Source organism: Mesorhizobium sp. BR1-1-13, from assembly GCF_020165515.1.
Taxonomy (GTDB): Bacteria; Pseudomonadota; Alphaproteobacteria; order Rhizobiales; family Rhizobiaceae; genus Mesorhizobium.
The window spans coordinates 275329-287435 of record NZ_JAIUIH010000002.1 but is presented as its reverse complement, the minus strand read 5'-3'; the positions used below and the strand labels follow the sequence as shown (position 1 = coordinate 287435).

The following is a 12107-nucleotide window of genomic DNA, read 5'->3' as shown; positions in this document are numbered from 1 at the left end:
CGACTAAACCGTTTCCGGTCGCCAGAGGCCGGTAGACCGGGACTGTAGCACGCGGTTTTGTCCGGTCCATCCAGTCCTTGGCGTGGACGTGCCGGTTTCTGGGCTGCACTGCTTCCTCTGGTCCGTGGCCACCCTTTCCGACCAGGATCGCGGCGGCTGGCTTCTTCTGTTTTGGCCGCCCGCCCATCTAGTTCAGCGGCAAGCGACGGTAAGCTCCGGGCTTTGCCGGATCGTGATATTTGTTGCAGGGTCCGTTCTCGGCGAAGTCGCGATGGCAGGCAGCGAGCCGTTCTCGCGACAATGTGATGCCGAGACCGGGTCCCTCCGGCACAGGCACGACATTATTCCTCGGGCAAAGCGGTCCTTCCTCGGTGATGTCGGTCGGTTGCATGCGAAACAGCGACTGGTTCGGTTCGCGTATCCAGCCGAGTGCCGCGCACAGATGCAGGTAGGCGGCGCTGCCGATGCCGCTGTCGCCGCTGTAGCACCAGAAATCGATGCCGGCGTGCTCGCAGGCGCCGACGAAGCGCAGCATGCGGCCGATGCCGCCATGCGCCGTCGGATTGCCGACGAAGGCGTCGGGCACTTTGAGATCCATGGCGCGGGCGATGTCGATGTTGTGGGTCGAGAACGGGATCGAGCAATGGCGCCTGAGTTCGCGCATCTCCTCGATCGTCGCCACTGGATCCTCCCAATTGCGCACGCTAAGCTCTTCCAGCGGCCGCGCCAGTCGCCGGGCGGTGCTGAGCGAATAGGCCTGGTTGGAATCGATGCGGATCATCGCATCGTCGCCGAGCTTCCTGCGGATCAATTCGATCATCTTCAGCGAGATTTTTGGATCCTGCGTCGAGAACTTCCCTTCGAAGAAGGTCGTTCCGTGCGTCTCATGAAGCTCGACGCAGTAGTCCGCGACTTCCTCCGGCGTCGTCTCGCCTTTCACCCTTGGCCCGTCGCCGCGCAGCGAAAAGTAATCGGTGAACGGGATCTCCTTGCGCACGGCCCCGCCCAGCAATTGGTAGAGCGGCTGGTTCCACGCCTTGCCGCGCAGGTCCCAGAGCGCCATCTCGATCGCGCCGAAGGCCATGATGCGGGTGCGGTCGTTGATCGACTGCACGCCGGTCCAGTAGGGGAGGCAGACATGCTCGGCGCCCGCGATGTCGAAGGCGTCGCGGCCCACGAGCCGCGGTGCCAGGATGTCGTTGACGATCGCGGCTGCTGCCGGTGTCGGTGCTTCGCCGAGGCCGATCAGGCCATCTTCGGTCTCCACTTCGACAATGGTCGGCGAGAAGCCGTCGAGTTCACCGAACACCCACACATAAGGCGCCTCGAGCCTGAGGTTGGTCGGCGTCGCCTTGATGCCGCGAATTTTCACCGGCCGACCTCGAAGAAGGGCTTGCCGAGAAGATCCGGGACGACGTCGATGCCGAGGCCCGGACCATCCGGAACGCCCATGCGGCTGCCGGTGACCGGCGGCTTGTTCGACGCCGTGCGCACCGTCACCCATTCGTGGAAGGCGATGGCGTGCAGGCGGCGCTCCTGCGGCGTCGACAGCGACAGATGCGCCATGGCCGCCGTGTCGATCTCGGCGCCCCCAGTGTCCTCGACGGTGATCATGAAGCCGAGGTCGACGGCGACATCGCGGATCAGCCGGGTCCTGCCGACGCCGCCGAGCCGCGAGATCTTCAGCGTCAGCCCGTCGGCCGCGCCTCGGCGATGAATTTCCAGCATCTCCTCGAGCGAGGTGACGGATTCGTCGAGCACCATCGGCTTGTCGAGCATGCGGCGCACCGACATGTTTTCCTCGATCGTCGTGCAGGGTTGCTCGAATGTGTAATCGATGGAGCGCGTCGCATCGGCGAACTGGCGCGCCTGGTAGGGCGTCCAGCCGGCATTGGCGTCGCAGAAGATGACAGTGTCTTTCGGCACTGAGGCGGCGACCGCCGTGACGCGTTCGATGTCGTCGCGGACGTTGCCCCCGACCTTGACCTGCAGCCGGTGGAAGCCGTCCTGGACGATGCGCTTCGCAAGTGCAGCCATGGCATCGACGCTGCCATGGGTGACGACCTTGTAAAGCTCGGCCGTATCGCTCTCCTTGCCGCCCAGCATCGTCACCAGCGGCACGTCGGCCGCGCGCGCGGCGAGATCCCAGCAGGCCATGTCGAGCGCCGACTTGATGTAGGGATGCCCTTTGAAGACGGTGTCCATCAGCCGGCCGACGCCGGCGAGGCCGCGCGGGTCCTGGCCGATGAGATGCGGGGCGATCTCCATAACGCCGGCACGGGCGCCCGCCGGAAAGGCGGCCGAATAGAAATTGCCGAGCGGCGCCATCTCGCCCCACCCGGTGATGCCATCGTCCGAGGTGATGGCGACGATCACTGCGTCGAAGGCGTCGGCGACGCGCCCCTTGGACATGCGATAGGGGCCGTCCACGAAGGGCTGCACGACATGGTAGGCTTTGATGGTTGCGATCTGCACGTTGATGTCCGTTGTCCGCTGGGGAAGGATCAGGCGCCTTTCGGCGGGCGCCGTTCGAGAGCGCGCGCGTAGGCAAGAAGCTCTTGGAAATCTTGGTCGATATGTTCGCGGGCGTGGCGTTGGGCAGCACGCATGTCGTTGCCCTTGAGCAGCCGCACGTAGGTTTCGTGAACGTCCTCGGCGGGCACGGCTTCGTTGCGTGCCTGCTGGTGTAGGGCGAAATACATCTGCAACCGGCTGGTCAGCCGCTGCCATGTTTCCAAAAGAACGGAATTGTCGGCCCATTCGTGAATCAGGCCATGCAGTTGCAGCGCGGTTTCGATCTGCCTTGTGGTGTCGCGGTCGCGCGTCGCCTGCTTCACCGCCTCGTGGCGCCGGTCGAGCTCATCGAAAAAGCGCCGGTCGCGCAGCTCCCATGTCCGCTCGATGGCGAATTCGTCGAGCACCTTGTTGAGCGAGTAGACATCGTCGATGTCCTTGGCGGTGACATTAATGACGAAGGTGCCGGCATAGGGGATGCTGGTCAGGATACCTTCCTGCACCAGCTCGCGCATCGCTTCGCGCAAAGGTGCGCGGCTGACGCGCATCTGCTCGGAAATCCGCAGCTCGTTGAGCTTCTGGCCCGGCTCCAACTGGCCGGTCAGGATTGCCCGTCGCAGAAGCGCCACGATCTCCGCGCGGCGCGTCGTATCCGCGATTGGACTGAAATCCGCCCTTGCCATCCGGCCACTCCCGACGAAACCCAGGGGCAAGACAAGCAGGTTGTCGACAATCTAACAAGAGCTTTTGCGGCTTTTTTCGCATCGCCGGTACCGGTCGGGCGGAACTGCTCCCAAAAGCGGCGCCCGCGACCTGTGGGAAGGCCGGGGCGCCGCGCTGAAACCGGGCCTGCGGGGGAGTCAGGTGGCCGGTTTCTGTGGCAGTGGCGAAATCGGCATTCCAGGGCCGATCTTCTGCAGATTGCCTGTTATCACCTGGTCGCCTTCCGTCACTCCGCTCAGGATGGCCACCAGGTCGCCGTTGGTCGGCCCGGTCGAAACCAGCCGCTGGTCGACGGTGTTGCCCTTGCCGACGACGTAAAGATATTTGCCGAGTTGGCTCGAACCCAGTGCGACCTGCGGAACCATCAGCGCATCAGGCTGCTGTTTGACGTGCAGCCGGACGCGAACATATTGGCCAGGCAGCAGCGCGAACTTGGCGTTGCCGATGGTGGCACGCGCGGTGATGGTGCCGGTCGAATGGTCGATCGTGTTGTCGATGAAGGTGAGTTCGCCCTTCTGATGGGCTTCGGTCTCGCCCGGGAGCAGCACCTCGACCTCGATCGGGCCGGCGGCGCGAGCTTCCTCGATCTGCGCCAGATCGCTCTCGCTCGGATTGAAGGTTACATAGATCGGGTCGAGCTGCACCAGCGTGTTGAGCACCGTGCCGGCGACGCTGACCAGCGTGCCGATCGAGGCCTGGTTACGGCCGATGCGGCCGGCGAAGGGAGCGCGGATCTCCGAATAGCTCAGATTGAGCTCGGCCGTGCGGACCGCCGCCTGGTTGAGCGCCAGCGACGCCTGCGCCTCGCGCAGAGTGCTGGTGCGCTGGTCGAAGCTGTCCTTGGCCAGATAGCCGCTCTTGGCGAGCTCGGTGCCGCGGCCGAGATTGGAGCGCGCATAGTCGAGCGTCGCGGTGTCGCGCTGCACCTGCGCTTTCGCCTGGTCGAGCGCCGCCTGGAAATCCTGCGGCGCGATCCTGTAGAGGAGGTCGCCTTTCTTGACGTCGGCGCCGTCTTCGGCGGCCTGCTCTTCCAGGTAGCCCGGCACTCTGGCCTGCAGCGTGACGCTGCGGATCGGTTCGGTGCGGGCGGCATAGTCGAGATAGATCGGGATCGTCTTCTTCACCACGTTGGTCACCGGCACCGGCATGACGAATGCCGCGGGAGCGGGCGTCGCCGCTCCAGCCGTGCCGGCATTGAGGCTGAGGCTGCCCATATCGAGCAGGTGAACGCTCGCCACCGAGATTGCACCCAGCGCGACAGCGGCGCCCAAAGCGATTTTCCATTTACGCATGTTCAGTCTCCAATCTTATTCGGCCGCTTGCGCCATGGGCGGCAAGGCGGGTTCGGCAGTTGGTTCGGAATGCAGGAGAGCGGGCTCTTCACCGCCGCGCCGTTCGCGCAGCTGTTCGATGACCGCATAGAAGACCGGCACGAACACCAGCGACAGGATGGTCGCCGCCACCATGCCGCCGAAGACGGTGGTGCCGATCGATTGACGGCTGGCAGCACCGGCGCCGGTCGCGAACATCAGCGGCAGCACGCCCAGGATGAAGGCGAAGGCCGTCATCAGGATCGGCCGCAGCCTCAGCCGTGCCGCTTCCATCGCCGCTTCGACGATGCTGAGGCCCTCTTCGCGCCGTCGCCGTGCGAACTCGACGATCAGGATGGCGTTCTTCGCCGCCAGGCCGATCAGCATGACGAAGCCGATCTGCGAGTAGACGTCGATCTGCATGCCGCGCACCCACAGCACCACGAACGCGCCGAACAAGGCGAGCGGCACTGCCAGCAGCACCATGAACGGCATCGCCCAGCTCTCATATTGCGCCGCCAGGATCAGGAAGACGAAGACGATGGCGAGGCCGAAGACGACCGACGCGATCGATCCCGCCTTGAGCTCCTGGAAGGTGATGCCGGTCCATTCGAAGCCGAAATCCCTTGGCAGAGCCGTGGCGGCGGCACGTTCCATGGCGGCGACCGCCTGACCCGAGGAAAAGCCGGGTGCGGCGCCGCCATTGATCGTAGCCGAGGCGTTGTTGTTGTAGTGCGGCACGGTTTCCGGGCCGACGAAGGGCACCAGCTTGCCCAGCGTGCTGAGCGGCACCATGCCGCCCGAGGCATTGCGCACATAGAGCCGCGAAATGTCGGCCGCACCCGCGCGTGCATCCTTGTCGGCCTGGATGGTCACCCGGAAGGTGCGGCCGAACAGGTTGAAGTCGTTCACATAAAGCGAGCCGAGATAGATCTGCAATGTGTTGAAGACGTCTGGCAGGTTGAGTCCAAGCAGCTTCGCCTTGGCGCGGTCGAGGTCGTAGTTGAACTGCGGCGTCGAGGTCGAGAAAGGTGAGAAAAGCTGCTGCGGGTTGATTTCCGGCTGCTTGCGGGCCTCGGCGATCACGGCTTGCGTTGCGTCGTTGAGCGCGGTGCTGCCGCGGCCGGTAAGATCCTCGACGACGAATTCGAAGCCGCCCGTGGTGCCGATACCCGGGATCGACGGCGGATCGAAGGAGAGCGCAAACGCCTCCGGGATCTGCATCAGCTTGCCGCGCACGTCGGCGACGAGCTTGGAAGCGCTCTGGTCGGGACCACGCTCCTCCCACGGCTTCAGGATGGCGAATTCGACCGCGGAATTCGACTGCGCCGCACTGGTCAGGAAGTTCAGGCCACTGATCGAGCCGACGATGTCGACGCCGGGCGTCGATTGCAGGATGTCGCGCGCCTTCTGCGCCACCGCGTCGGTGCGTTCCAGCGAAGCGCCGTCGGGCAACTGGATGACGACGAAGAAATAGCCCTGGTCCTCGACCGGAAGGAAGGTCGAGGGAAGCTTCGCCCAGACGAAATAGGTGGCGACCAGTCCGGCCGCGAACAGGCCGAGCATGATCCAGCGCAAACGGATGAGGATGCGCACGCCATTGGCATAGGCATGCGACAGCCTGTCGAAGCCCGAATTGAACCAGCGGAACAGCACGAATTGCGTGCCTTGGCGATGGCGCAGGAAGGCGGCGCTCAGCGCTGGGCTCAGGGTCAGCGAATTGAAGGCGGAAATGCCGACCGAGATCGCCACCGTCAGCGCGAACTGGTTGTAGAGCCGTCCCGAAACGCCGGGGATGAAGGCGACCGGCACGAAGACGGCCATCAGCACGGCTGTGGTGGCGATGATCGGACCGGTGACCTCGGCCATGGCGGCTTTCGTCGCCGCCAACGGTTTCAGCCCGGCCTCGAGCTGTCGTTCGACATTCTCGACCACCACGATAGCGTCGTCGACGACAAGGCCGATCGCCAGCACCATGCCGAGCAGGGAGAGCATGTTGAGCGAGAAGCCCATCATCTCCATGACGACCAGCGTCGCCACCAGCGACACAGGAATGGCGATCGTCGGAATGATTGTGGTGCGCCAGCTTTGCAGGAAGATGAACACCACGGCAACGACGAGAACCAGAGCCTCGCCAAGCGTGATCAGCACGTCATGCATGGAGGCCGAGACGAAGCGCGTCGTGTCGTAGTGCATGGCATAGCTGACGCCCTTGGGGAAGCGGGCGGACAGCTCTTGCATCTTGTCCTTTACGCGCTGCTGCAGATCGAGCGCGTTGGAGCCGGGCATCTGATAGACGGCGAGTACCACGGTCGGGTCCTTGCCGAAGAAGGCCGAGGACGAATATTGCAGGGCGCCGAGCTCGATGCGGGCGACGTCGCGCAGCCGCACCAGCGAGCCGGTGGTGGTGTTGGCGCGCACGACGATGTCGCCGAACTCCTTTGGATCGCTCAACCGGCCGACGGCATTGACCTGCATCTCGAAAGCGGTGCCGGCAGGCGCCGGAGACTGGCCGATCTTGCCGGCGGCCACCTGGACGTTCTGCTCGGCAATGGCGTTCTGGACGTCGACGGCGGTGATGCCGAGATTGGCGAGCTTGTCCGGGTCGAGCCAGACGCGCATCGAATAGCGCCGCTCGCCGAAGATCTGCACGTCGCCGACACCGGGCAGCCGCTTCAGCGGGTCGACCACTTGCAGATAGGCAAGGTTCGACAGCGCCACCGGATCGACGGAGCCGTCGGGCGAGGTGAGGTTGACGATGAGGACAAAGTTCGGATTCTGCTTCTTGATCGTCACGCCGCCCTGATTGACGATCGCCGGCAGCGACGAGGCCGCCTGCGAGACGCGGTTCTGGACGTCGACGGCGGCGGTGCTCAGGGAATAGCCGACATCGAAGGTGATGGTGATCGTAGAGGAACCGTCGTTGGAGCTGGTCGACGACATGTAGGTCATGCCTTGCACGCCGTTGATCTGCTGCTCCAGCGGCGTCGTCACCGTGTCGGCGACCACCTGCGCGCTGGCTCCCGGATAGTGGGCGCTGACCACGACCTGCGGCGGTGTGATGTCGGGAAACTGCGAGACGGGCAGCAGGAAATAGCAAATCGTCCCGGCGAGCACCATGATGATGGCGATCGCCGAGGCGAAGATCGGGCGGTGAATGAAGAAATTTACCACGACACGCACGCCTCTCCGGCTGCTCTTGCCCTGCCGAAGGCAGTGGCAACCCTGGACAGCCTCAGGCCGCGTCCGAACTCTTCCGACGAACGGAGCAACGGCACCTCGCCGTGCTGCGAACCGGCAAGCGTGCGCAGCATTGTTTCGAAAGCGCGCGGATCGACCCCGTCGGCTTTCATGACCAGCCGGATCATCGGATCCCGGATGGCTTCATCTATGGTAAGATCGCGGCGCTGTGGCATTGGCCGGCTCCTTGTCTGTCGATTCGCAGCCCATGCTCGCGAACCGTTTTTCATCTCTTCACCGGCCGGAGCCGCATGAAATGCAATTTTTCGCCCGCCCCGATCTGGCCGGACCAGATCACGGTCTTGTTATTGACGGCGGGCGCCATAGGTGTTACCAGTAAGTAACATTCTGGAAGTTACAGACCGGTAACACCCTAGTCAAGAGGTGACCGAGGGATTTTTGGAAACGAAAGGAGATCAATGATGACAGACGGCGTCGTGGAGCGTCCTCGTCCCCGGGATCGGATCCTGGAGACGGCGCGCGACATGTTCCACAAGCACGGCATCAAGGGCGTCGGCGTCGACGCCATCACCGAGGCTGCCGGCACGAACAAGATGACGCTCTACCGTCATTTCGAATCCAAGGACGATCTGATCATCGAATGCCTGCGCGCCACCGCATCAAAGGCCGGCGCGATGTGGGACGCATTCGAAGCCGAGCATCCGGGCGACAAGCTCGCGCAACTGCATGCCTGGGTTCGCAAGGCGGCCGAGATGCTTACGGCCGATTGCCGGGGCTGCGACATGGCCAACGCCGCGGTTGAGCTGACTGAGCCCGACCATCCGGCCAGGCGCGTGATCAAGGAGCTCAAGGAAGCCCAGCGCGAGCGCCTGGTAGCGCTCTGCCGGGGCGCCGGCATAGGCCAGGCCGAACTTCTGGCCGATACGCTTTCGTTGCTGTGCGAAGGCGCGCGCGTGAGCGTGCAGACTGTTGGCACCGAAGGCCCCAGCGCGCAATTGGTGCGCATGGCGGAAGGGTTGATCCAGTCCTTCAGGGGCGGAGCCGCCGCGGGCTGATCCATCGGCAAGGCTCATGGGCGCCGGACAGCGCGTGCGCTTCCGGTTTGCAGTCCCTTTTGATCCTGCGAGAATTCCCTGCCGTTCCCGGAAATGTCCGGCATGCAATAAAAAAGCCCGCTGCCGGGAGGAGGTGGCAGCGGGCTCGATTTCGAATGTGGTGCGGGAGGAGGTGCACCCCACTCATCGCCGGCATCGCATCTGGGAGGAGTAGATGGCCGACAACCAGAAGCTATGAGTTGCCCAATGATTCGGCAATCATGAATCGTGCATAGCAGCTGTGCAGATTCGCCGTATCGCTCGCGAACACCGTGACCGGAAGACCTCGCGGCCCGCGTCACTGCACCGGGACGTTTTCCCGGAAGATCAGCCGCGGCTCGATAAATTTCCGCGTCAGGTAAGGTGCCGATGACGCGATCGAGCCAAGCAGGCGGATGACCGATTGCTCGGCGATCAGCCTGGCATTCTGGTCGATGACGACGTCGGCTAGATCGTCGACGAGATAGCCGCGCGTTTCCCTCGTCAGGTCGTGACAGATGAATACCGGCTTGCGGTTGGGCCTGGCCTCCCGGATGGCTTTGGCAACGCCGGAGCGTCCAGCTCCAATGCAATAGATGCCGAGCAGTTCCGGCTCGTTGCGCAGCGCCTTCATGGTTTCGGCATAGCTGGCATCGGGCTCGTCGTTGATCTCGACGGCGCTGCTGACGCTCAGGTTGGGGAACTCCTCGCCGAGCACGGAACGGAAACCCATCTCGCGTTCCTCATGGCCGCGATAGGAGCGCGAGCCGACCACCATCGCCAGCTGGCCCTCGCGGTCGCCGAGAAAGCGCCCCATCAGGAGTGCGGCGGTCCGTCCCGCCACCCGGTTGTCTATGCCGACATAGGCCGAGCGGGGTGCTGCCGGAATATCGGACACCAGCGTCACCAGGCGAATGCCGGCCTCGACGATGTCGCGCAGGATGTTGCGCGTCCTGGGGTGATCGACGGCGATGACGCCGACGCCGTTGGCTTTCAGCGACAGGTTTTCGACGGCGGTCTGCAAAGCGTTCGGCGAGATTCCGGCGAGGTTGTGGATCCGGCACGAGGCAACGAGCGGCAGGCGCGAGGTATAATCCTCGATATGCCTGGCCAGATCCTGCATGAAGGCGTTGCTGCCGATCGGCAGGAAGAATTCCAGGTTTGCGGGCCTCGAGGGAAGCGTTACCTGGTCTGCGACCGGCAGATAGCCGAGCTGCTTGGCGGCCTCCATGACGCGCTGCCGGTTGGCCGCGCTGACCCCCTTGCGGTTGTTGAGCACCCTGTCGACCGTCGCCGTCGACAGTTCGCAGTTCCTGGCGATGTCAGAGACGGTGGCTTTCATGCCGCAACCCTATTGCCGGTGCGATAGCACGCCAGACGGGCGATCTGAGCGGCACTGATCGCGCCCATCGCCCGGACGCCCATTCTGCTGTTTCGCCAGGATGTTTCCCCTCGTCCTCAATGCGATCCCTTGCCATCGGCGATGGCGTCGCGGATCTCCTTGTCCGACATGCCGGTGATGACGCGTTCAACCTCCGCCACGCTGGTCGTCTTGGGGTCGATGTCGCCGGCCACCACCTTGCCGCGCCGCATGACGACGATGCGGTCCACCACCTGGAAGACATGGTGGATGTTGTGCGCGATGAAGATGCAGGAATGGCCGGAATCGCGCGCGCTGCGCACAAAGCTCAGCACGCCCTGGGTTTCGGCGACGCCGAGATTGTTGGTCGGTTCGTCGAGGATGATGAGATCGCTGTCGAAATGCATGGCGCGCGCGATCGCCACCGCCTGGCGCTCGCCGCCGGAGAGCGAGCCGATCGGCGTGGTCGGCGGAATGTTCTTGGAAATGCCGACCTGCTTGAGCAGGTCGCGCGCGACCGTGTTCATCGCCTCCTGGTCCATGCGGTTGAGGAAGCGCGGCGGCTTGATCGGCTCGCGTCCGAGGAACAGATTGCGCGCGATCGACAGCTGCGTGACCAGCGCCGAGTCCTGGTAGATGGTCTCTATGCCGTTGGCGATGGCGTCGCTGGTGTTGCGCAGGTTCACCTTCTTGCCGCGGATGAAGATGTCGCCGCTGGTCAGCGGCACCGCGCCCGACAGCACCTTGATCAGCGTCGACTTGCCGGCGCCATTGTCGCCGAGCAGGCCGACGATCTCGCGCTCGTTGACATGGAAATTGGCATCCACCAGCGCCTGCACGCGCCCGTAGGACTTGCGGATGTTCTGCATGCGGATCAGTGGCTCGGCCATGGTTCACGTCCCTGCCTGATGCCGGCGTTCCAGCCATGAATGAAGCGCCATCATGCCAAGGATGATCGCGCCGATGAAGATGTTGTAGGCAAGGCCGGGCACGCCGATCAGCACGATGCCGTTGCGCATGACGCGCAGGATAAGGATGCCGAGCACGGTGCCGATGATGGTGCCGCGCCCACCCGTCAGCGCCGTGCCGCCGATCACCACCATCGCAATGACCTCGAGTTCGTAGCCGGTGCCGCTGTTGGGGTTGGCCGCCGAGGTGCGCAGCGAGGAGATGACGCCGGCAAGCGAGGCCATGACCGAGGACAGCACGAACAGGCCGATCTTGACGCGGCTGACATTGACGCCGCGCGCCCTTGCCGCGTTGGGGTTGCCCCCGGCGGCCTGGATCCAGTTGCCGGTGCGGCTTTGCGTCAGCACATAGCCGAGCGCGATGGCCGCGGCGATGAACCAGAACAGCGACATGTAGATGCGGAACGGGCCGATGAAGAAATCGCCGACCAGCGCCTCGGCCAGCCAACTGCCTTCCGCGCTCCAGGTGCGCTGCGGAAAGCCGTCGGTGACGAACAGCGCGGTGCCGCGCACCACCAGGAGCATGCCGAGCGTGACCAGGAAGGAGGGGATCTTGAGCTGCGTGACGAACCAGCCGTTGACCAGGCCGATGAAGGCGGCGACCAGCAGCGCGACAATGAAGCCCATCTCCAGCGAGGTGAGGCCGCTGTTGAACAGCGTCCACATCAGCACGGGCGAGAAGCCGAACAGGGAGCCGACGGAAAGATCGAATTCGCCCGACGTCATCAGCAACGTCATCGCCAGCGCGATCAGCCCGAGCTCGACCGTGAAGGCCAGCGTGTTGGAGATGTTCTGGGGTGACAGGAAGTCGTGGTTGAAACCCCAGAAGACGGCGATCTCGACGACGAGCAGCACGAAGGGGCCGAATTCCGGCCGCGCGATCAGGCCTTGGACAAGCGAACGATTTTCCACGTGTAACCCGCGACTGGTTGGAATGGGCCGGACCATCGGGCCGCAT

At 64.1% G+C, this 12107-nt stretch carries 10 protein-coding genes; 1 reads left to right on the top strand and 9 read right to left on the bottom strand.

Translation table 11 applies throughout. The features are described 5' to 3' along the window. Positions 1–187: 187 nt before the first annotated feature. The 6 genes from LB533_RS05820 to LB533_RS05795 form a co-directional block, all read right to left on the bottom strand. Positions 188–1372 (bottom strand): mandelate racemase/muconate lactonizing enzyme family protein, encoded by a 1185-nt coding sequence (locus tag LB533_RS05820; RefSeq protein ID WP_140638598.1) that lies wholly within the window; start codon positions 1370–1372, stop codon positions 188–190. Further along, entirely contained in the window at positions 1369–2475 is a 1107-nt protein-coding gene (locus LB533_RS05815; protein WP_140638599.1) for a mandelate racemase/muconate lactonizing enzyme family protein, read from the bottom strand. Before LB533_RS05815 ends, LB533_RS05820 begins: the two co-directional genes overlap by 4 nt. 29 nt (positions 2476–2504) lie before the next feature. After that, on the bottom strand, positions 2505–3197 hold the full coding sequence (locus tag LB533_RS05810) for a GntR family transcriptional regulator (protein WP_140638600.1): 693 nt from the start codon (positions 3195–3197) through the stop codon (positions 2505–2507). A 177-nt stretch (positions 3198–3374) separates the two neighbouring features. Then, complete coding sequence (locus tag LB533_RS05805) at positions 3375–4529, bottom strand: efflux RND transporter periplasmic adaptor subunit (protein ID WP_140638601.1); 1155 nt, start codon at positions 4527–4529, stop codon at positions 3375–3377. A gap of 15 nt (positions 4530–4544) precedes the next feature. Next, on the bottom strand, positions 4545–7721 hold the full coding sequence (locus tag LB533_RS05800; protein WP_140638824.1) for an efflux RND transporter permease subunit: 3177 nt from the start codon (positions 7719–7721) through the stop codon (positions 4545–4547). Further along, on the bottom strand, positions 7715–7963 hold the full coding sequence (locus tag LB533_RS05795) for a hypothetical protein (RefSeq protein WP_140638602.1): 249 nt from the start codon (positions 7961–7963) through the stop codon (positions 7715–7717). The genes LB533_RS05800 and LB533_RS05795 overlap by 7 nt, the downstream gene beginning before the upstream one ends. A gap of 246 nt (positions 7964–8209) precedes the next feature. On the opposite strand from LB533_RS05795, the gene LB533_RS05790 reads away from it, so the two are divergent. Beyond that, positions 8210–8803 (top strand): TetR/AcrR family transcriptional regulator, encoded by a 594-nt coding sequence (locus tag LB533_RS05790; RefSeq protein ID WP_140497923.1) that lies wholly within the window; start codon positions 8210–8212, stop codon positions 8801–8803. 337 nt (positions 8804–9140) lie between these two features. On the opposite strand, the gene LB533_RS05785 is transcribed toward LB533_RS05790, so the two are convergent. The 3 genes from LB533_RS05785 to LB533_RS05775 form a co-directional block, all read right to left on the bottom strand. Beyond that, on the bottom strand, positions 9141–10163 hold the full coding sequence (locus LB533_RS05785; RefSeq protein WP_140638603.1) for a LacI family DNA-binding transcriptional regulator: 1023 nt from the start codon (positions 10161–10163) through the stop codon (positions 9141–9143). Between the two features lie 116 nt (positions 10164–10279). Then, the gene (locus LB533_RS05780) at positions 10280–11071 is read right to left on the bottom strand and encodes an ATP-binding cassette domain-containing protein (protein WP_140497927.1); all 792 of its coding nucleotides are present in this window, start codon (positions 11069–11071) and stop codon (positions 10280–10282) included. A gap of 3 nt (positions 11072–11074) precedes the next feature. Then, complete coding sequence (locus tag LB533_RS05775) at positions 11075–12061, bottom strand: ABC transporter permease (protein ID WP_140638604.1); 987 nt, start codon at positions 12059–12061, stop codon at positions 11075–11077. Positions 12062–12107: the final 46 nt, after the last annotated feature.

Bases quoted from the DNA above. Each gene is read 5' to 3' on its own strand.
- LB533_RS05810 (WP_140638600.1), bottom strand. From the start codon at position 3,197: ATGGCAAGGGCGGATTTCAGTCCAATCGCGGATACGACGCGCCGCGCG.
- LB533_RS05805 (WP_140638601.1), bottom strand. From the start codon at position 4,529: ATGCGTAAATGGAAAATCGCTTTGGGCGCCGCTGTCGCGCTGGGTGCA.
- LB533_RS05795 (WP_140638602.1), bottom strand. From the start codon at position 7,963: ATGCCACAGCGCCGCGATCTTACCATAGATGAAGCCATCCGGGATCCG.
- LB533_RS05790 (WP_140497923.1), top strand. From the start codon at position 8,210: ATGACAGACGGCGTCGTGGAGCGTCCTCGTCCCCGGGATCGGATCCTG.
- LB533_RS05785 (WP_140638603.1), bottom strand. From the start codon at position 10,163: ATGAAAGCCACCGTCTCTGACATCGCCAGGAACTGCGAACTGTCGACG.
- LB533_RS05780 (WP_140497927.1), bottom strand. From the start codon at position 11,071: ATGGCCGAGCCACTGATCCGCATGCAGAACATCCGCAAGTCCTACGGG.